The organism is Marinomonas fungiae (assembly GCF_001418205.1).
GTDB classification, from domain to species: Bacteria; Pseudomonadota; Gammaproteobacteria; order Pseudomonadales; family Marinomonadaceae; genus Marinomonas; species Marinomonas fungiae.
In genome coordinates this window covers 123,638-144,109 of the sequence record NZ_LIQF01000007.1, presented here as the reverse complement: position 1 = coordinate 144,109, position 20,472 = coordinate 123,638, and the positions used below count along the sequence as shown (strand labels likewise).

Genomic DNA, 20,472 nt, shown 5'->3' with positions numbered 1-20,472 from the left:
TTGGTTGAGACTATCATTTAGCCTCTGTATGAAAGGGATCTGACCCCTTCCATCAGTTCGCTTTGGCCACAATCCTTTCCAGCAGTGGCGTCCACTCGTTTTCAACCTTGAGTCCGAAGCATTCCTGTAACGCGTCGGCTAGTTGCTCTGGATTTAATTCGCGTTGTTCTGGGGCGCCGTTGCGTGGGCGAACTGTTAGGCGGTTGTTCAGCAATGCATAGCGAGTATCCGGTGTTGCCCGTGCCATCATTAGGTTATGGCGGAATTTGGAGTTGGGGCTGGCGGAGGTAAACCAGTTCGCGACTTCCATCTCGATCGGCTCTTGAGGTTGGCTAGCAATATCGTATAGATTTTCCCATTGATCCTGTACGTTCACCTGTAACATCCAGCCGTGATCTTGTGTCAGGACTCGAAACGCTTCGTGTTGCCCCTGTTGCTCGTCACTGGTTTCCATGCGCAATGGATCGGTCAGAACGAGACCGCCAAAGCCCACATCGGCTAGCCACCATTCGCCTTCAATTCGAACTCTTAGCACCTGATGGGTTCTTGGGCCAAGCGGCGTGTTATCGGGTTGTCGCCAAACGTTACGCGCCATTAACGATTCGACTTCAAACCCCAGTTGTTTGAGCACCTCCATAAACAGAGCATTGTGCTCAAAACAGTAACCACCACGTTGGTTGCCGATGAGTTTTTGCTGGATATTATCGAGCTCTAGGCTAATGCCACGGTCAAGTAGGACATCAATATTCTCAAAGGGAATATGGGCCGGATGCAGCCCGTGAATGGCTTTCAAAGTGGAAAGCTCTGGTGTTGTAGGTCCCTGATAGTTGATGCGGGCGAAGTAGTCTTGCAGGTGAATCATGTCTCATTCCTGTTGATTGGCAAAGTGCTGGCGTTGCGTGTCTCTAGCTATGTTATTTGGAATCGGGGGCGTGAACAATTCGGAGCAGGTGAAAATTGTATCCATGCTCTATTTCCATCTGTCCTCAATATCCTTATCAAGCCCACATCAACTGCGCAATATATTTCTCAAAAATCACTTTAGTCGTCTAAAATGAGCAAAATACTGCTCACTCAGGTATCTTATGAAATCCCTTACTATCCAAGCACTATTCGATCAATAATGGCGCGATATGGCTATAAAGCACCGCTCAAAAGCTTGTGGGGCTACGGGATAGATTAACGGAACGCGGCGTCACAGAATGCATTTTAAGTGTGATTCAAATCGAATGGCTGGAAACTAAACTGACTCGCTGGGGGCTTCTATGAGTATGATACCTGCCGAACGACAAGCGTTGTTGGTGCAACTGCTACAACAGCATTTACTAGGTGAAATCAGCCAAGGGCAAATGCTTAAGAGGCTACGCAAAGAGGTCTTAGGATTTTCTCAAACCCGCTACGCGGAGTTTGTCGGAGTCAGTCGTCGTACGCTCACAGATATTGAGCAAGACAAAGGCAACCAAGCCCAGTCGATGATTGATACCGTGTTTAAGCCATTTGGCATTAAATCTGGACTGACGCCGATCCACCCTCATGTAGCAAAACATATGATGGCTGGCGCGGCACTCGGTGGCAGTTTGAAAGTTAAAACGCCTAATGAGTTATAAAAAAGCAGACCTCTTAATCATTAAGCTGCCTGCTGTTTTCAAAGTACTAGCCCGCGCTATCCGCGTGGGATACGCCGTCAAAGCTTTGTGTATGTTCAAAGCTTGCCAACCAGAATTGCGAACCCACCAAACTAAACTGACGGTTTAGGCCGTTGTCAGCGGTCTGTTTCAGTTGCCACACAATCCCACTCGCTTCTGGAAATGACGTGCCTTTGATTTGGTCTTCGTACAAGCGGTGCATCAGCGCATCATCCCCTAAACCACTGGCCAACAATCGCACCATAGAGGGTGCTAGCGATTTATCAAAGATCGCTAAGTCTTCCGCGTGCGCGGCGCTGACCGTTAAGGTCATTTCCACACCCGTTGGTTTGGCGAATTTACTGCCGTATGCCTCACGTAATACTGCATAGGCATTAAAGAAACGTTCGTGGTACAGACAGTCTGGGTATTCTTCCCAAGAACGATCTTGCAGCATGTCATGTGCCATATGCTCGATTTTCCCTCGCTTCAACGTAGGGAATAAGTGTGTTAACACGATCATAGCCCCGTCGTCGGGCTCTAGGTCTCCCAGAGACATCACACACATTTCTCTTAATTCAGAGTCGTCTAACGAATCAGCATCATCAAAATCCATTAACGTCAGCATGGCTTTGAAATCTGCACTTGACCAAGCATCTTGAATCTTATTTGTCTTACGGTATGAATCGATCTGAACGGAAAATTTTGACTGCATCTAGCACTCCTATTTGAACGCTATCATGGCATGAAGAATCGACGGCGGACGCCGCCACTAGCCGACTGAACCTTGATCAAGGCGAAGAGAAACAGGCGGCTATATAAGGCAATATTTAATCTAAACGATCAAAAATAGCGAGCGAAATCATGGGGGAAATAAGAAAAATAATGCCGATATTTTGGTTGGTGGCGACACTTGAGCGCGAGTGCCTAAAGCTCTTGTTGGATTCGATCGTTCAATACCATTTTGCATTGAACGATCCGAAAGGCAGACCGTCATATAAAGCGCGGTTGTCTAACAATAAAAAGATCCAAAATGATCATCACCTACACAACAACCATTGAGAACCAATGTAATTATCTATCAAGTTACTTAGAAGAATATCGCCCTATTCAGAGGCAATGATATAGCAACCTAGGCTAATATCGCTGGCTTTTTCTTGACACTGCGCTAGAGCTTTCTGCTCCGCATCCGCTTGTGACTCCCCTTTGGAACCGCTTTTTATGCCAGATGGATTACCAACGATCGCTTTATGGCCAGGCGTAGACAAATACTGTTGCCAATGAGCCACGTCACGGTAGGCAATGACTTCTTCAGGAAAACTTGCTGGATCTAGCGGCTCTCTATGAGTGGCTTCTTCGCTCTCAACCACACATCTTTCCTGCTGTGACCGGCTATAGGCTTGGCAAAGTCGAAGAGCTTCTTTACGAGCAATGGTCATAGTGAGTTTGTCATCACCATAACCTGAGGCCAACGGAAATCCAACAGCATCCCAATATACGGCAAATGCTTTATTGCCCTTAGTAGATAAGTATTTGCGATACTCGTTCGCTAGCCATTCTTCACGCTCTAGGGCTCGCGAAAACTGTGGGTGGATATTTTGCTCAGCAAGTTCGGCTTGGCTAAATACACCCTGCTTTTGCACACTGGAACAGGCAGTTAAAAACGTGACAACACTTACAGTAAATGCTGTTTTAAAAAGGAAGGCACGAGGCATCTTATACTCCTTGATACTGAAAGACCGTCAATGGTCCGAAAATACGTGTTGCGGACGATAATAAGCGAGTTAATAAGGAAAGTTAAGAACATTAATAAGCAACCGAGAGCAAAGCCACTGCATTCTGTTTTCTCTGTTTCCAATTAAAAGTTGTACTTTTCGCTACCAGCGCTTCTCGTCAACCAAAAATAACGACCAGCGCACCAAAGACCAAAACACCGACCACAATCGGGTAACCCATAGAGCGGGTGCGTCGCCACACTATATAGGTAGCGCTGCAGCCGATCACCGTCGCAATCCAAGACAGCAGCGAGGGCTCAACGGGCACCAAGGAGGAGCCAAACATGGCAGCAATCATTGTCGGGCCAAGTATCGTCAGCCAAACGGGTGTGCTACCGATACTGCCTTGTGAGGCTTGTTTATTGAGCTTTCGTGCCATCCATAGATAAGGTAAGGCGCGGATCAAGTAGGTCCCCAACGCGATGCTGATAAGAATCATCCAAGTCTGGACGCTCATGATAGTTCCCCCTTATCGGTTGGACGGGCTTGAATGGCGTAATAAGCCAATACACCACAAATCGCCGCAGCAGGAATAGCCATGTTGGGGAAACCAGACAGCTTCAGCAACATGGCCGTACTGGTCGCCATGACCATGGTAATCGTCCAACGACGATCCGTGCATCGGGGTAATACCATCACTAAAAACAAGGCTGGCAGTGCAAACGGTAGCACCTCGCCAATCAACGGCCAGCGTTGCATCAGTTCTTCTCCCGCAATGGCTCCCAAGGCCGTGCCAAAGATCCAACTTAGCCATGCAATTACGCCCGCACTCACATACCAACGCAGGCGATCGCTTGGTGTCATATCTGGCATGCGCGTCAGTGTCAAAGCAAAGATTTGATCGGTTAATAAATGCATCAACGGTAGCCAACGCACATCCTTTTGCAAATAGGGCGCGATGTTAGGCCCGTAAACCAGATGACGTGAGTTAATCAGTAGCGTCATAACAATAACAAGCCAGATTGGCGCGCCGGATACCACCATAGCGACAAATAAGAACTGCGACGCCCCAGCATAAATAAAGGCCGACACTAAGATAGTTTCTAATACGCCAAAACCCGACTGAACCGAGAATAAACCAAACGAAACCGCCACCGGAATGTAGCCACCGAGCAAAGGTAGAGCGTCCTTTGCCCCTTGTTTCCATGGGTTGCTTAAGAGTGTTGGTGCCACGGTATTCATGGTGCCTCCTTTTGTTTGGGATAGGTGATCACCAGCATCGCTGTGGCCGCCGTCCCTTTCGTTTGGTAGCCGTGAGGCTGATCAGCTTTAAGCGTGAAGGTATCCCCAGCGCCGAGTCGCTGCATGGCATCCTTTGGCCCCACAAACAATTCGCCGCTGATCAAGGTCAAGCGCTCCGTCGTGCCATCCGTATGGGCTTCCGATAGCTTTATGGTATTGGCTGCGCAAGACATCCAATACACATCGACTCTTGGATCATCCGAGCCTTGGTCGATCAACTTAACTTGAATACCGTTCTCGCCTACAAACTCATGACTGCCGGCAATCAAGTCGCCAAACGGTACATTCAACTGCACTGCCAGACGCCAAATGGTTTCTATGGTTGGGTTACCTTCCCCTTGCTCAATCCGAGATAAATTGGACTTGGCGATGCCAGCATTGCTCGCCAACTGAGACAGGGACAAGCCCTGCGCTAAGCGAACAGTTTTTAGATTCTGACCAAGACTGCTGAGATTGGGGCTTTCCATGATGAGACGCTCAAGTTGTTCTATATATTGAACGTTCTATATATAGAACAACTTAAAGTCAATTATTTTTCACCTTATTAGCTCTAACAATAAGACAACCTAGACTAAGCGGTTGCAAAAGCGCTATGAGTTGCCTGATAAGCGGGGCGTTGACGAATACGCTCTACATAGGCGGCGACTTTGGACGATGGCTCCATCCATTTAAACGTGACCGCGAAGTCCAGCAGACCACCGAACACGACATCGGCAGCGCTAAAGTGTTCGCCAAGCGCCCAGCCTGTTTCTGGCGTCATCTCTTCAATTGCAGCCAATACGCGAGGTAAATCTCCCCACCCTGCCGAGAATGGCTCAGGGTGTTCAAACCCACAAGCAGCAAGAGAAAAGGCAGGTTCAATGGTATTACCAGCGAAAAATAAGTAACGGTAATACACTGCACGCTCAACCACCCCTACTGCAGGCGCCATTTGTTTTTCCGGAAATTTATCCGCTAGATAAGCACAAATCGCGGATACTTCTGTCACCACAGCGTCACCGTCGATCAGTACAGGTAACTTCCCCATCGGGTTAATACGACGAAACTCAGCGGTGTTATTTTCACTCGCCGTAAAGTCGATGTTAATTCGCTCATGTTGAACATCCAGCTCCTTAAGCATCCAATCCGTCGTAATAGCTCGGCTCATAGGGTTGAAATAGTGTTTCATACTGAAAACTCCTCATCGTGAAAATGGCATTGGACAATTTGATATATGGCTTGTACTAGAGATGAAGTAGTGCCATTGATTTGGAGTTTATGGCTATTTATGCCATTTACTGGCACATTAGATAAATGATCAATACCAGCTTTGAACAACGCACGGAGCGACGTAACCGACTCATTGGTCTACTTCGCTCGGAAACCTACTGGAAGACCTCTGATTTGCGTGAGCAACTTGGTGTCAGCCAGCGTACTTTGATGCGTGAACTGGCGGAGTTAAAACGAGCTGGCTACCCAATTGAATCGGAAAGAGGTCGCGGTGGCGGCATCCGACTAAATGGCCGTTGGGGAGTGAACCGTCTTCAGCTGAACCATCAAGAAGTCGTGGAGTTGATACTGTCCTTAGCGATTATGGAGTCTCTGCAATCACCTCTTCTGACTAGTAACTTGAAGGCAATTAAGCAGAAATTGTTTCAGGCATTCCCACAAGAACAACGAAGTGCTGTCAGTAATCTCCGCAAACGTATTATGATCGGCAGCAACGCTGGCGCTGACACTGTTTCTCGCTATGTCACACCTGAGCATACTATTTCAGAAAGCATCGCCGAAGCATTTTTAGAGCAATACGGCTTAGAGATCGACTACGAATCGGATTCTGGTGCGCAGACAACACGAGTCATTGAAGCCCATTATATTTTGCTAAACTGGCCAATATGGTATATCACCGCATGGGATCACCTGAGAGAGGACTCACGGATGTTCCGCATTGATCGAATTAAGAACGCACGCATCGTTGCAAGCCGTTTTTCACTTAAGCCCATCGAAGACTTTATTGGCATTTACACACCCTATTATCAAAGCATTTAATTTGGACACCAAAGGAACCGTACTCGATGCTTAACTGCCGTTGGAACGAAAAGATATTAAAAAGAGCAGATTTCTAAAACACCTAGAATCTGCCCCTTTTAATAACAGATATTCTCCTAACTCAAGTGATGCACGGGCTCCATACCATAGACAGGGGTTTCAATACCTTCCATGCGGGCTTTTAATTGCAGTGATAAATACTGAGAGTAGTGTCTGGATTGATGCAAGTTGCCGCCGTGGAACCAAAGTGCGTCTTGATGGGTCGGTTTCCACATATTGCGCAGCTCTCCTTCCCAAGGGCCGGGGTCTTTGGCGGTATTCGACCCCATGCCCCAGCATTTGCCCACTTTATCGGCCACTTCTTGCGAGATGATTTTCGCTGCCCAGCCATTCATCGAACCAAACCCTGTGGCATAAACGATCAGGTCAGCTTCGAGCTCTGTGCCATCTGTCAAAACAACGGATTTGGGTTTGATGTATTCAATAGATACGCCGGATTTCAGCTTGATGTCACCGTTAGCAACCAAATCGGATGCGCCTACATCAATGTAATAGCCTGAGCCGCGACGTAGGTATTTCATGAAAAGACCAGAGCCATCTTCACCAAAGTCGAGTAAGAAGCCCGCATCAGTTAAGCGTTGGTAAAAGTCTTTATCCCTTTCCGCTACCGCTTGGTAAGCCGGAATATGGAATTGCGGCATGATTTGAAACGGAATGGAAGCGAAGGTTAGATCGGCTTTATACGTCGTCATGCCATTTTCCACTGCTTCTTCTGAATACAAGCCTCCTAACACAAGCTCCATTAACGAGTCCGACTTAATGATATGCGTCGAAGAGCGTTGAATCATGGTGACATCGGCATCGTTCTCCCAAAGCGCACAACAGATATCATGAGCGGAGTTATTGCCCCCCAGCACGATACACTTCTTGCCCTTATAAGCTTCACCACCAGGGTGTTTACTGGAGTGATGTTGCTCACCTTCGAAGGTTTCCATACCAGGTATTTCGGGAATATTGGGAATACCGGACATCCCCGTCGCCAAAACAAGCTGCTTAGGGCGTAACGTCAGTGTCTCGCCATTTTTTTCGACGCTAACTAACCATTCTTGCTTTTCTTCGTCGTATTGGGCACTCGTACAACGGGTAGATCCCCAGTAATTGATTTCCATAACCTTGGTATACATCTCTAACCAGTCACCAATTTTGTCCTTGGGTGTAAACACTGGCCAGTTTTCAGGGAAAGGCAAATACGGCATGTGGTCATACCAAATGGGATCATGCAACGAGAGTGATTTATAGCGATTACGCCACGTATCCCCAGGCTTTGGTAGCGCATCAATAACGATGGTTGGTACATCCAATTGGCGTAAACGGGCCGCCAACCCAATTCCGCCTTGCCCACCACCAATAATCAGGCAGTAAGGTTGCTCGTCATAACCTAATGTACGCTCTTCCTGCTGACGCTTTTCCAGCCATGTTTGGCGATTCTTGTTAGCACCGTGCTCGGCACCTTTGGGACGAAGCTTGTTACGCTTCTCTGGGTAGTCTTTCAGCTCAGTCATCGTCGTTAAGAACGTCCAAGCCAGTCCATCGCGCAAGCGAAGATACGCACGACCTCTAGCAACCGCGGTATCAAACGTAATCCAAGCATCAATAACACCGTCAGTGTCTGTAGCATCCTCTTCTAACTGCCAGTTTGTTGGTTGAACATGACTAACCGTTTCGCTAACCATATCGCGAATCGCGTCACGCCCTTCCAGCGTTTTGATGTTCCATGTAAAAGCGACTAAGTCGCGCCAGTATCCGTCTTTTTCAAACAACGACGCGACGTCGTCGGAGGCATTTGAATGAAAAGCATTGGATAGCTTTTCCAGCCAATTCAGGACGGCGCTATTAGGTTGATGGGCGGCGCTCGGCATTGATTGCTTGGATGCGGATTGGGTCATAAGTATCTCCATTGCAGATTGTTGTTTTTGTTACTGCGTTTGTCTCGACAGGACGACCAAAATGAGTCCGTATGAACATTTTTCTGAACCATGTCGGTAAGTTCATTTGAGCAGCTTGCGTGCCAAGAACCGTTTTTTATCGTGGTAAATTTTTCAATACTCTGATTTTTAAGACTTTTATTGGGAGGGGATTTTTTCTTATCTTGCTGCTTTTGGAGTGCTGTTGGTTGTCAGCTGATTGCACCTGTCACGTTTTCCATTACAGGTGTAACGCGCCATGTTACAGGTCTGCAGCCGTCGATCCGGCACTTCTAGAGGTTGGGAGAAAGAAGGCTAGAAAGGCAACTTTTTCAGGGGTAGACTCAAAAACAGTCGAACAATAAAAATAAGCAGATCGAGACAAGGTGTGAGCATGAGTGATATAAGTCAGCAACGCCGTCATATAGAAACGATACTGAGCTATGGCGGACACCCAGTTAAAGGTAACAGTGCATTTCCCCCCGAGCTGATTGGCCGCTCTTGGCAACGCTGTGTCAATGAATACGGTTTAGATCCAAGCCGACCAAGGCCTGCGCGCATCGTGACACAGCAAACCTTACTGGAACATCAAGACTCTGTTGATGAGTTACTCAACGTTGCTCGTGCGGGTGTAGAGCAGCTGTTCACGCAAATAGCCAGTCTCGGCTACGTTCTATTGCTAAGTGATTACCGAGGTATCACGGTACAGTTCTTAGGTAACAAAAAAGACGATGATCTACTGCGCCAAGCGGGACTTTACCTAGGTGCAGATTGGAGTGAGCAATATGCAGGTACATGTGCGGTAGGCACCTGCATCCAAGAACAGCAAGCGCTCACTTGTCATCGTACCGACCATTTTGACACGTCTCATATAGGCTTAACCTGTACCGCGGCACCGATTAAAGACCCATTTGGTCAATTGTTGGCCGTGCTCGATATCTCTGCATTACATTCGTCTCGGTCACCTGATAGTCAAAATTTTGCGCTGCATTTAACACAGCTGTATGCACGTTTGATAGAAGACGCGTACTTTTTACGGCGTTATCGACACAGCTTAATCTTTAAATGCGATCAATCTCGCGAACTGGTTCAGGTCAATGGACAGCTTCTATTTGCGTTGGATGAACAAGGGCAAATCCTCGCGGCAAACACCGCAGGTCGAGCTCTGTTATCCCAATGCCAAGTCACTGATCAAACGTGTATTTCCCTACCTAATTTATTGGAGTGTCAGTGGCGAGATATTTTATCCATCACATACGAAAGTAAGGATGGTATTCGTGCCTTCCGCTCAACGGGGACGCAACAAACGTTGTTTGGCATGTTGATCGAGCCGACAATGAATGCTTCTTATCAAAAGCATCTTTCTGACGTGCTGACCCATCAAGAGGAGTCCGTTCCCGAACTTGACCGCCTTTGTGCCGATGACCCAGCGATGCGCAAAACGATTAATCTGGCAAAGCGCTTACGTCACCGTGATATGAACTTGCTTATTTTAGGGGACACAGGCACAGGAAAAGAAGTCTTGGCGCAGGCCATACATTCCAGCAGTGACCGCTCTGATGAACCCTTTGTCGCGGTTAATTGTGCCGCCATTCCTGAGTCATTAATCGAGAGTGAGTTGTTTGGCTATACGCCAGGCACATTTACTGGAGGCCGTGCAAAAGGTGCCAAAGGATTAATTCAACAAGCGGACGGCGGCACACTTTTTCTAGATGAAATTGGTGATATGCCACTGCACTTGCAAACGCGTTTACTACGAGTGTTAGCCGAAGGATTGGTGTTGCCATTGGGCGCGGTGCAACCTGTCGCCGTTAACATTCGCGTGTTGGCTGCCACACACTGCGACTTATCACAGCGCATCAGCGATGGGCGTTTTCGCGAAGATCTGTTCTATCGTCTCAATGGGGCAACATTAAAACTCCCCACGCTTAATGCTCGCGCGGACAAGCAGTATTTAATTCAAACCTTATTGCAAAAGGTTAACCCAAAGGTGAGGTTAAGAGCAGACGCCATGAGTGCACTCTTAGCGTATCACTGGCCCGGAAACATCCGTCAGCTTAAAAATACATTGACGTTTGCAGAAGCCATCTGTGAAAGCGATGAAATTACGGTACAGCATTTACCCGAAGAATTTGTGACTCATCATCACCAAGTTCATGAAGCGTCTGTACCTCTAGCGCAAACGGCTCAATATACGCCTGCCGTTAACAATCAGCCCCCACCAACCGAGTCTGCGATGTTATTGGACTTACTCCAACGACATCACTGGAATGTCTCCGCCGTGGCAAGGCAATTAGGCGTATCGCGCCCCACCGTGTACCGGCGGATGGCAAAACAAAACATTGTTCCGCCCAACCATTGGCAATCGCACCACAAAAGCTAAACAACTTAAGCGCAAGCGAACTATTGGAAAAAGTATTACAACACGCCGCTCGGCAAAGGCTTGCCCAGTGAATACATCAGCAAATGGAATCGCTATGTATTGGAGGAAAGTAAATGAATGCCCCACATTTAAAGCGTGAAGTGTTGGGCTGAGGCAATTACGTAGTTGGGTTCCGCCCGTAGCACTGCGCTTAACACCGCTAAATGATGTTTTTTCCTTGCTCTGGATCACGCGACTTTTCAGCTTGTTCTCGAATTTCATCCGTATCACTACTGACATCATTCAGCGTATCTGAGTGCTCAAGTGCAGCCATGCTTTGCTTAGGTGCTTTCGGCGGCTGCGGCTCTGTGTCTGCCGGGTTATTGTTCGGCATATTAAGCAAAATACGTTCGCGAGCATCATCTGGCATGCTGATCCCTTGTTCAGTAAATTCATTCACCAGCTCCCGCATCAGCTGAGAGCTCACTTTTACCGTACTGTGTTCTTCACTGTTGACCCAGAAATACAAAATCAGATTGATCGTCGAAGCCCCTAAATTGTCTATTAATACTTGCGCAGGTGGGTCGGACAACACAGCCTTTTGCTGATTAAGAATTCGTAAGGCAAGGGCTTGCACACTGCGTATATCGCTATCATAACCAATACCGATGGTAACGTTACCACGCATTTTAGGGTTGGCCGTTAAGTTCTTGATGATATTTTTATACACCGTCGCATTGGGTATTTGAATGTGATTGCCATCATAATCCACCAATGTAGTGGCCCGTGCTGTCACCTTTTTAATCACCCCTACGCGACCCTCCACCTCTATCACATCATCAATCTTAAACGGGCGCTGTATGCTTAAAAGTAAACTGGCGATGAAGTTCTCAGCGATATCACGAAAGGCAAAACCGAGTATCAAACCAATTAGGCCAGTTCCACTCATAATCGCTACGGCAAACTCAGTCAACCCAGCTAAGCGTAAGAACAGATAAGCGCCAAGTAAGATAATGAGTGTACTGATGGCTCGCCTTGCGACAAGTATCACCAGCTTACTATCGGTCATAAAATTAATGGGGTTTATCAATAAGCGCGATAAAGGTCCTGCGACTAAATAACTGCTCATCAATAGAATGAAACCCAGTATCAGAGTGGGCAATATTTGAGCGCTTGAGTGAGCCAGTTGTATGAGCTGATCTTGAAAAAACGACCATGAAAACACACCGGTTGGTAAATCTTGAGGGGGCGTGACGCCTAAAGTATTTGGTTGGGTTGTGGGCATAACGTATCATCCATGGTTAATCTTTATTCACTTTAACAGCAAATTTCAATACACACACTCTCATTAAGTGAGTGACTATTATTGGTCTATTAAAAGCTAGAAACAGGAATGTTGGATATGAGTAACGCTAAACGAGGCCAAGACGCTAGCCAGCCAGGCAATATTCCAATTAAGGGCTGGTGGGATATTAGCAAACGTATTTTTAATCAGATGGGGCGCGATAATTTATCGTTAGTTTCGGCAGGGGTCGCCTTTTACGCCTTACTAGCCATATTCCCTGCTATCGCGGCGACAGTGTCAATTTATGCTTACTTCGCTTCGCCGATGGAAATCAACGAACATTTGTCTGAATTTATCACGCTCCTTCCTGAAAGCTCCCGTGAATTAATCCTATCGCAAGTCGCGGACTTTGCTCAAAGCTCTCAAGCAAGCTTAAGTTTGAGCGCCATCGGCACCCTTTTAATTACCATTTGGAGTAGTTCAAAAGGCAGCCAAGCACTGATTACGGCGTGTAATATTAGCTATCACGAATACGAGAAACGCTCGTTTTTCAGAGCCTTAGTCGTGCGTTTTTTGTTTGCCGCCGGCGCTATCTCGGTCGCGATCTTCGCGTTATTTATCATTGGTATTTTGCCGATTGTTTTGAATATGGTCGGCCTCAAAAACAGCCTCGACTTTTTAATCAAAGCGCTGTCGTGGCCATTGCTGGCGTTTATGTTTCACTTTGCTTTAGCGTTGCTATATCGCTATGCGCCTCATCGTAAGGCCGCGAAATGGCGCTGGATCACATTGGGTTCGCTGTTTGCAACGGTGTTGTGGATTGTTGCATCCATCGGCTTTTCATTCTATGTATCGAACTTTGCCAGCTACAACGAGACCTATGGCTCCCTTGGAGGGGTGGTGATCATGCTGATGTGGCTCTACATCAGCGCTTACATTGTCATCTTAGGCGCCGTGATCAACGCCGCCACAGAGCAACAAACCGAAAAAGACAGCACGGTAGGCCCCGCTAAAGAAATGGGCCAACGCGGCGCTTACGTTGCCGACCACGTCGCCATTAAAGACGATTGATCCAACATCGCACCTTTAGAAGAAACTCACCGGCAGATAAAAATCCAGATCAAAACGCTCATCCTCATTGAGGAAATGATTGTCATGGTAATGCACGTAAGCAGGGGTTGAACGCAGCTTGAAACCGGACTGCGGCAACCATTGCTCAAGCACTTGGCTGATTTGCGGTAACAGTTCACCGTATTGGCCGGTCAATCGAAAGATCGCATGCAATCCCTCTGGAATCGTCAGTTGGCAAACGACTGAGCGACGCTTGATCGGTTCATCAATTGCGAGACAAGCCACGTAACGACATTGGTCAAGCGCCACCCATGCGGGGTTGGAGTGATGCAAACCAAGCTGCTCATCAAACGTTCGCCCTTCTGCCTGAGCCCACGCTTTTAGAATCAGCCAAGCATTACGTATTGAGCGCCCATATCCCGTGTGTCTAACATACGCGACCAACCGTTCGGGCACGTCTTTGATGTGGGGCGTAGGCAACGAGGTCTGTGCCACATGACGATAACCTGCGGCGATTTCAGGATCACTCAAATAGGGTTTGCTACTAGTCTGCGTGTCATGCTGCCGCCAAGCACTGGGCGGCATCCCAAAGCTTGCTTTGAAAGCTTTGTTAAACGACGAGACCGATTGAAAACCGCAGCGTTGGGCGATGTCCACTATGCTGGTTTTGGATGCAAACATCAGTTGGTTAGCGGCGTATTCCATGCGTGTACGACGAATATATTGATGCACCGACTCACCGACAACCTGCTTAAATACTCGATGAAAATGCTGCTCAGAATAGGCTGCAAAATCGGCTAACGACTTCGCGCTTAACTCTTGGCTGATATCTTGATGGATGTGAAATAACACATCGTTAATACGCGTTAGATGTTGGTTGCTCATACTGTGTATCACATAAATGGACAATTACAAGCGCATATATTGACATATTTATCCGCATAAATGGACACCTAATGCTTCCGTGTTCTCGCTAGCATAGCGCTATGACCTATTCCTCTTTTACACCAACACGGAATCATTATGAAAATAGCTCGTTCGCTTCAATCACTTAAGCCGTCCTATATCCGCGAAATCTTAGCCGCAGCCAAGGCGCCACACATGATCTCTCTTGCGGGGGGATTGCCGGCTGAGGACACTTTTCCGATGCATATCCTAGCGCCCATCATGACGCAACTGGCGCGGCTTCCATCGCTGTTTCAATACGGTCCAACACAGGGCTATGGGCCATTACTAGCCTATTGCGACCAGCACTTTGCGTATCAACCCACCCATACCTCGCTTATCACCACCGGCTCCCAGCAAGGTTTAGATTTAATCGCTCGAGCCTACCTTGATGCGGGCGATGCCATTGTCATGGAAGCTCCTAGTTATTTAGGGGCACTTCAAGTATTTGAATTAGCGCAAGCACGAATTTTACCTGTTGCCCAAACCTCAACAGGGCCGGACCTTACGCAACTAGAGGCTTATTTTGCTAAGCATTCGCCCAAGCTGTTTTATGCAGTGCCCGATTTTCATAACCCGACGGGGGTATGTTGGTCGCACGCCACCCGTGAGCACGTAGCGACACTGTGTCAACGCTATGGTGTGGTGCTGCTTGAAGACGCACCCTATCGTGAGCTTAGGTTTTCAGGGGAGTCTTTGCCGATGGTGTCTGAGCTCTGCCCTGAACAGGCAGTGGTATTGCGTTCGTTTTCAAAATACGTCTCGCCCGGCATGCGCGTGGGTGTGATAACGGGTCCGGAGCGATTCATCTGCCCCCTTATCACACTAAAACAGGCGGCGGATTTGCACTCCAGTGTGCCGATGCAAGCCTTGCTGTTAGAAACCTTAATGTACTCGGACTTCCCACAGCACCTACAAGCCATTCGCACCTTGTATCAAGTACGCTATCAGGTCCTCACTGGGGCCCTCGCAGAGCAATTGCCGCAATGCGCTGCAACGCCCATTGATGGCGGGATGTTTGTCTGGCTTACCTTACCAAGATGCGATGTTGAACAACTGGCCGCTCATTTGCTTCAGCAGGGCGTCGCCGTGGTCCCTGGCTCCGTATTTTATCCAGCAGATGTTGACGCTCCTCCTTGCTGCGCCGTTCGCTTAAACTTCACCCACGCCGAACCGGACACGCTCGTTGAGGGCGTGTCGAGAATGGCCGATGTATTCGCCCATATCCAAGAGTAATTAACTACTGACGGCCGCATGTCGACTCATTAGCAAGCTTGGATTATAGACGTAGACCACAGCTTACCTTTTAGGAGATTTGTGCCTTGCAGGTGAACACATTTAAGTCTATTGCACTGTAAAGTGTCATTTTTTTATAAATTTTGTTAACTATTGTTTCCAATTTTTTTCACTGTTATGCTGATTTTGAAGCTAATTCAAAGGAATCATTTTTCAAGCTGTATAAGAACGCGAAGGTAATTAAATCTGCGCAAGCTTGACTCGTCGAATGATTGAAAATTTGCATGTTGTAAAGCGTAGGCTTCAGCAGGCATAAATTGAAGAGAGGGAACACATATGGATCTAGCTAAACAAGTCAAACTCGCCACTCTTACTCTAACTGGTTTTGGGCTGATAGCCGGCGCACATGCCGAAACGGTGCTAAAATTCCACAGCGGACTCGCTCAATCTCGCCAAGAGGCCCATCACATCGAAGAGTTTGCCAAACTGGTTAATGAGAAATCGGACGGTGATCTACGCGTAGATGTCTATCATGCTGGCTCTTTGGGGCTTAAAGAAGCCGATATGCTGCGTATCATGAAAGCCGGTCTAGTCGATATGGCACTGATGTACGGTGAATATTACAAGCGAGATGCACCAGCTCTAGCCTCGGTATATGCTCAAGGAGCCATCACGGAGGCTGATCAGCATTTAGCACTACTGCCTACTCTTCGCTCTATCTATAAAGAAGCCTACTCCAAATGGGGTATTCATACGATTGGTGGTGTGGTCGCCCCAGTTTATGACGTTGGTCTTCACTGTAAAGAGCCAGTGAATAGCCTAGCGGATCTCCAAGATAAGAAAGTGCGTGTTTGGTCTGGCCATTTGGTGGATACCTTTAAAAAACTAGGTATCTCCGCTCAAGTGATTGGGCAAAATGATATGTATCTCGCACTGCAAACGGGCGTAGTAGATTGTGCTTACTATTTGTCTACTGTTGCCAAAACCGTTTCCTTGCAAGAAGTTACTGATTACGAATCTTACCTACACCCATGGGCCGCATCGCCTTGGATGTTTGGAGTCAGTGACAAGACTTGGAGCTCTCTATCAGAGTCCGAACAGAAAATCTTAACGGAAGCTGGTGAAGAAATCTGGCAAGAAACTAAGCTACTTGCAGTCGATCCTGCCCGTGAAGACGCAGCCCGTGAAGAGCGGAAAGAGCTAGGCATTACTGTTCTTGAGCCGTTCAGCCAAGAAGATGTGAATACATTTGTGGATGCCGCCATGGAAGCCTGGAAGGAAATGGCAACCGCTGCAGGGCCGGAAGGCCTTAAGTACTACGAAACCGTCTCGGAATTAGCAAAGCAGCAACACTAGCGTTCTGTTTTTCTTCTTCTCTGGGAAGGGACGCCCCTTCCCAGCACTTCTAGTTAAAAGGCGGTTTTTATGAACTTTCTCTCTAAAGTACTCGATCAGGTAGTACGCTTTTTATTCTATTTAGGTGTGCTTTCAGGCGCTGTCATGGCACTTCTGATTTTTGTCAGTGCTGTATTGCGTTATGTTGTTGGCTCACCTATTTCTTTTTCAGACGAGCTCGCCAGCTTATTATTTGTCTTCCTAGCTTTTTCTACTTTCCCCTATGTATTAAGCCGTGGCGAACACATTCGCTTAACTATCGTTACTGAGCGTCTAGCACAACCTATGCAAAAAATAGCTCAGATTTTTGCATCCATCATTTTCTTGGGCTTTGCTAGCATTTTCATTTATGAGTCCTACAACTTTGTTCAGTTTTCCCAACTGCTCAATTCCCACAGCGAAGTCAGCGGTATTCTATTATGGCCTTGGATGGCTCTCATGCCCTGTTCACTAGGGCTGTGCTTTTTGATTGAGCTCCGCGCGATCACACGCGTATTAATGCTTAAGGCAACTAAGGAGAGTGCTATATGAGTTGGCTAATACTAAGTTCAAGCTTGATCACGCTGCTCGGTAGCGGTGCATTATTAGGCGCTGCTCTCGGCCTTACCGGGTTTATTTTGCTGCACTTTCAAGCTAGTGGGGCCACCGCATTGGCGATTAACACCACTTGGAATTTGCTGTCTGAGTTTACCTTAAGCGCGGTGCCACTCTTCATCATCTTGGGTGATATTCTGTTAGCAAGTGGTGTTTCGACACGTGTATACAACGGTCTAGCGCCGCTCTTTCGTAAAGTTCCTGGTCAGCTCCTGCACACAAACATTGCTGTGTGTACATTATTCGGTGCCGTCAGTGGCTCTAGTACGTCGACCGCTGCGGCCATTGGCTCTGTTAGCTACCCAGAGCTAAAACAGCGGGGGTACAATCCTGATATGGTCGTTGGTACGTTAGCGGCTGGCGGTACGTTAGGATTGCTAATTCCACCCAGCTTATCGCTACTGATCTATGGCGCAACACAAGACGTCTCCATTGGACGCTTATTTATGGCCGGGTTAATCCCTGGTGCGCTCATTTCCTTAGGCTTCTTTGCGTGGATTTACTTCCGTTCCAAGCACGGAGAGACCGTCACTCCAGAGCATGGTGAGGCTTTTAGTTGGCGCGATGCAGGTCTTGGTCTGCTACAGGTTTGGCCATTACCCATCCTAATTTTCTTCGTGCTTGGTACCATCTATATGGGCATCGCGACACCGACCGAATCTGCGGCCATGGGGGTTGGAGTTGCCGTGCTGTTAGGCTTCTTTTGGGGCGATCTCACTTGGCCAAAACTATGGCAAGCTCTGAAGCGCTCATCAATGATGTTCAGCGCCATTGCCATGATACTAGTCGGTACGGCGATATTAGCTCAGGCGGTAAGCTTGCTCGGCTTGCCTCGTGAAGCGGTTAGCATGATCAATGGTTTAGGTCTCGATAAATATGGCGTTCTATTTATGATTGTCATCGTTTATCTGGTACTGGGATGTTTCTTTGACGGCATCTCGCTACTTCTTATGACATTGCCAATCACCTTCCCTATGGTCACGGCGGTAGGTTTCGATCCAGTATGGTTTGGCGTCATTGTGACCATCTTAATGGAAATCGGAATGATCACTCCTCCAGTCGGATTGAATTTATTCGTACTAAGTTCAATTACTAAGGGAGAAGTCAGTGTGACGGCCGCGGCGAGAGCCTCACTGCCTTATTGGCTTGTGCTATTAGCAGCAGTGTTTGTTCTGACAGTTTTACCGAATCTAGTCTTATGGCTACCTAATGCCTTAGCTTAAAAACAAAAGGGCAGATCCTTTAAATACTAAAGGTCTGCCCTCCTTTCAATGCAGCGATATTTGATACTTGTCCAGTAGCGCTTGCTCTTTCTCGCCAGTTATTGCTAAACGGCCTTGGTTCCATATATCGATCAGTTGTTGGCGTTTTTCCGCAGGAAGCTGTTTGGAAAAGATCGGCATCTCAACCAATGGTTTTTCTAAACCTGGGCGTATGATTTTCAAGGAATCATTCAGTCCCAGTTGGTGTAAGACGTACTGAAGCACCAGTTCGTTATCAGCATATAAGTCAACGCGATTAGCCTTGATCATCTGGAAAATACGGTCAATCACATCATCATCTCCTGCGATGACTTCAACGAATTTGGCATTTTTGGGGTCATCGATAAAGTCCTGATAGCCAGCACTCATGGAGCTGTAATCCCAACCAGGGCCTGTCGCCACTCGTCGATCCTTTAGCGATGGGATACCATCGTAGCGCCAAGGATCGTCTTTTCTCACGACAAACGCGCTGTCGTAGGCAAAGGTCGGCTGCTCCGCATAAACAAACCCTTTTTCAGCGTGCTTCGAGTACAAGAACTCTGGCAGCATATCGCAGCGCCCTTCTGCCACCATGTCCAGGCCTCTTGCAAGCGGCACTTCATAGTATTCAAGGGTGTAGCCCTTCGCAGTATAGATTTGCTCGACCATGTCAATCACGACACCACGCTCAGGTACGTTTAGGCTTGGAAAAATCGTCATCGGTGGCCATTGGTCGTAGCACACTTTAAGAGTCGTCGCCAGACTGGTACTCGATTCCAACACGGCCACCGCGCACAGAAGGGACTCTACAATTCTGTGTATATTACTTTTCAACCCGATCTCTCCCGTTATCTTTCGCTCCGTAGAGTTTCAAATCTGCTCGTTTAAACAACTCATCAATGACTTGGTCTTCAGGCTCGGATGCTTCAACACCTAAACTGACCGTATAAGAAACGGCCTTTCCCTCTAGCTCTAACACGGTATTGCTAATCGCTTGGCGTATACTATCAGCCAGCTGAAACGCGTCTTCTAAGTCCGTATTAGGTAACAAGATGGCAAACTCTTCACCGCCCACTCGCCCAAAAAGATCGGACTCACTCAATAAACTTTTCACGGTTTGACTAAAATGGATCAGTACTTTGTCACCGATAAAATGACCATGCGTATCATTGATCTGCTTAAAGAAGTCTAAATCCGCCAAGATAAGATGGAAAAAATCACATGTAACATTTTTTGGGAAAGATTGTTTGGGTAGCGCAGAAAGCTCTTAAACATTAACAACCCTTTCCAATACTCTTATGCTTCGAGTTTAACCTAGATAAAGCCCAGACATGAAATCATTGTGTAAAAGGGATTAAGCTCCATTTGCAAACACATCCATTTGCTTAGCAAGATCAAAATCTTTATCCGACAGCCCTGCTACATAATGCGTAATCAGTTGGACGCTTACCTTATTGTAGACGTTCGACCACTCTGGGTGATGATCTTTCTTTTCCGCATACAGCGCGCACATGGTCATAAAACCAAACGCTTGCTGGAAGTTTCGAAACTCAAAGGTTTTGGTTAGTTTGCTGTCTTCGATAACCCAATGGGATGCGGCGTTTGAATTAAGTTGTTCTAGAGCAGATTCAATGTCTGGTGAAGTGAGTTTTTGATAGGTCATGAGAGCTCCCGATTAGCACTAAGCAGCTGGTATTAATGAAAGAGCC

At 47.4% G+C, this 20,472-nt stretch carries 21 protein-coding genes; 8 read left to right on the top strand and 13 right to left on the bottom strand.

What is annotated here, in order from left to right; genetic code table 11:
* Positions 1-52: 52 nt before the first annotated feature.
* Positions 53-862, bottom strand: coding sequence for an arylamine N-acetyltransferase family protein (locus tag ASC49_RS12045; protein ID WP_055463498.1), 810 nt, complete (start codon positions 860-862; stop codon positions 53-55).
* A 403-nt stretch (positions 863-1,265) separates the two neighbouring features.
* Here ASC49_RS12045 and ASC49_RS12040 point away from each other — a divergent pair, with 403 nt between their 5' ends.
* Positions 1,266-1,607: a helix-turn-helix transcriptional regulator gene (locus ASC49_RS12040; protein WP_141656841.1), complete on the top strand. Its 342-nt coding sequence runs from the start codon at positions 1,266-1,268 to the stop codon at positions 1,605-1,607.
* A gap of 46 nt (positions 1,608-1,653) precedes the next feature.
* On the opposite strand, the gene ASC49_RS12035 is transcribed toward ASC49_RS12040, so the two are convergent.
* From ASC49_RS12035 to ASC49_RS12010, 6 genes are all read right to left on the bottom strand, one after another.
* On the bottom strand, positions 1,654-2,340 hold the full coding sequence (locus ASC49_RS12035) for a hypothetical protein (RefSeq protein WP_055463497.1): 687 nt from the start codon (positions 2,338-2,340) through the stop codon (positions 1,654-1,656).
* A gap of 391 nt (positions 2,341-2,731) precedes the next feature.
* The gene (locus ASC49_RS12030) at positions 2,732-3,340 is read right to left on the bottom strand and encodes a hypothetical protein (protein ID WP_055463496.1); all 609 of its coding nucleotides are present in this window, start codon (positions 3,338-3,340) and stop codon (positions 2,732-2,734) included.
* A gap of 178 nt (positions 3,341-3,518) precedes the next feature.
* Entirely contained in the window at positions 3,519-3,857 is a 339-nt protein-coding gene (locus ASC49_RS12025) for an AzlD domain-containing protein (protein WP_055463495.1), read from the bottom strand.
* Entirely contained in the window at positions 3,854-4,582 is a 729-nt protein-coding gene (locus ASC49_RS12020) for an AzlC family ABC transporter permease (RefSeq protein ID WP_055463494.1), read from the bottom strand. The genes ASC49_RS12025 and ASC49_RS12020 overlap by 4 nt, the downstream gene beginning before the upstream one ends.
* Positions 4,579-5,109 carry a helix-turn-helix domain-containing protein gene (locus tag ASC49_RS12015; protein ID WP_055463493.1) on the bottom strand — a complete coding sequence of 177 codons (531 nt, stop codon included), beginning with the start codon at positions 5,107-5,109 and terminating at the stop codon, positions 4,579-4,581. Before ASC49_RS12015 ends, ASC49_RS12020 begins: the two co-directional genes overlap by 4 nt.
* A 104-nt stretch (positions 5,110-5,213) precedes the next feature.
* Positions 5,214-5,810 carry a glutathione S-transferase family protein gene (locus tag ASC49_RS12010; RefSeq protein WP_055463492.1) on the bottom strand — a complete coding sequence of 199 codons (597 nt, stop codon included), beginning with the start codon at positions 5,808-5,810 and terminating at the stop codon, positions 5,214-5,216.
* A 125-nt stretch (positions 5,811-5,935) separates the two neighbouring features.
* Between ASC49_RS12010 and ASC49_RS12005 the strand changes: the two genes are divergently transcribed.
* Positions 5,936-6,670: a helix-turn-helix transcriptional regulator gene (locus tag ASC49_RS12005; RefSeq protein ID WP_055463491.1), complete on the top strand. Its 735-nt coding sequence runs from the start codon at positions 5,936-5,938 to the stop codon at positions 6,668-6,670.
* 116 nt (positions 6,671-6,786) lie between these two features.
* Here ASC49_RS12005 and ASC49_RS12000 read toward each other — a convergent pair whose 3' ends face one another.
* Positions 6,787-8,616 carry an NAD(P)/FAD-dependent oxidoreductase gene (locus tag ASC49_RS12000; protein ID WP_082443828.1) on the bottom strand — a complete coding sequence of 610 codons (1,830 nt, stop codon included), beginning with the start codon at positions 8,614-8,616 and terminating at the stop codon, positions 6,787-6,789.
* A 412-nt stretch (positions 8,617-9,028) separates the two neighbouring features.
* On the opposite strand from ASC49_RS12000, the gene ASC49_RS11995 reads away from it, so the two are divergent.
* The gene (locus ASC49_RS11995) at positions 9,029-11,017 is read left to right on the top strand and encodes a sigma-54-dependent Fis family transcriptional regulator (protein WP_055463490.1); all 1,989 of its coding nucleotides are present in this window, start codon (positions 9,029-9,031) and stop codon (positions 11,015-11,017) included.
* A 199-nt stretch (positions 11,018-11,216) separates the two neighbouring features.
* Here ASC49_RS11995 and ASC49_RS11990 read toward each other — a convergent pair whose 3' ends face one another.
* Entirely contained in the window at positions 11,217-12,281 is a 1,065-nt protein-coding gene (locus ASC49_RS11990) for a mechanosensitive ion channel family protein (protein ID WP_055463489.1), read from the bottom strand.
* A gap of 117 nt (positions 12,282-12,398) precedes the next feature.
* Between ASC49_RS11990 and ASC49_RS11985 the strand changes: the two genes are divergently transcribed.
* On the top strand, positions 12,399-13,352 hold the full coding sequence (locus tag ASC49_RS11985; RefSeq protein ID WP_055463488.1) for a YihY/virulence factor BrkB family protein: 954 nt from the start codon (positions 12,399-12,401) through the stop codon (positions 13,350-13,352).
* Positions 13,353-13,367: 15 nt separating this feature from the next.
* On the opposite strand, the gene ASC49_RS11980 is transcribed toward ASC49_RS11985, so the two are convergent.
* Complete coding sequence (locus ASC49_RS11980) at positions 13,368-14,237, bottom strand: AraC family transcriptional regulator (protein ID WP_055463487.1); 870 nt, start codon at positions 14,235-14,237, stop codon at positions 13,368-13,370.
* A 138-nt stretch (positions 14,238-14,375) separates the two neighbouring features.
* Between ASC49_RS11980 and ASC49_RS11975 the strand changes: the two genes are divergently transcribed.
* The 4 genes from ASC49_RS11975 to ASC49_RS11960 all read left to right on the top strand — a co-directional run bounded on the left by ASC49_RS11975 (position 14,376) and on the right by ASC49_RS11960 (position 18,745).
* Positions 14,376-15,533, top strand: coding sequence for an aminotransferase-like domain-containing protein (locus ASC49_RS11975; RefSeq protein ID WP_055463486.1), 1,158 nt, complete (start codon positions 14,376-14,378; stop codon positions 15,531-15,533).
* 336 nt (positions 15,534-15,869) lie between these two features.
* Positions 15,870-16,889 (top strand): TRAP transporter substrate-binding protein, encoded by a 1,020-nt coding sequence (locus ASC49_RS11970; RefSeq protein ID WP_055463485.1) that lies wholly within the window; start codon positions 15,870-15,872, stop codon positions 16,887-16,889.
* Positions 16,890-16,958: 69 nt separating this feature from the next.
* The gene (locus ASC49_RS11965) at positions 16,959-17,459 is read left to right on the top strand and encodes a TRAP transporter small permease (RefSeq protein ID WP_055463484.1); all 501 of its coding nucleotides are present in this window, start codon (positions 16,959-16,961) and stop codon (positions 17,457-17,459) included.
* Positions 17,456-18,745: a TRAP transporter large permease gene (locus ASC49_RS11960; RefSeq protein WP_055463483.1), complete on the top strand. Its 1,290-nt coding sequence runs from the start codon at positions 17,456-17,458 to the stop codon at positions 18,743-18,745. Before ASC49_RS11965 ends, ASC49_RS11960 begins: the two co-directional genes overlap by 4 nt.
* A 45-nt stretch (positions 18,746-18,790) precedes the next feature.
* Here the strand turns inward: ASC49_RS11960 and ASC49_RS11955 are convergent, their stop codons facing one another.
* From ASC49_RS11955 to ASC49_RS11945, 3 genes are all read right to left on the bottom strand, one after another.
* Positions 18,791-19,597: a substrate-binding periplasmic protein gene (locus ASC49_RS11955; protein ID WP_055463482.1), complete on the bottom strand. Its 807-nt coding sequence runs from the start codon at positions 19,595-19,597 to the stop codon at positions 18,791-18,793.
* Complete coding sequence (locus tag ASC49_RS11950) at positions 19,587-19,964, bottom strand: GGDEF domain-containing protein (RefSeq protein WP_055463481.1); 378 nt, start codon at positions 19,962-19,964, stop codon at positions 19,587-19,589. The genes ASC49_RS11955 and ASC49_RS11950 overlap by 11 nt, the downstream gene beginning before the upstream one ends.
* Positions 19,965-20,117: 153 nt before the next feature.
* Positions 20,118-20,426 (bottom strand): 4a-hydroxytetrahydrobiopterin dehydratase, encoded by a 309-nt coding sequence (locus ASC49_RS11945; RefSeq protein WP_055463480.1) that lies wholly within the window; start codon positions 20,424-20,426, stop codon positions 20,118-20,120.
* Positions 20,427-20,472: the final 46 nt, after the last annotated feature.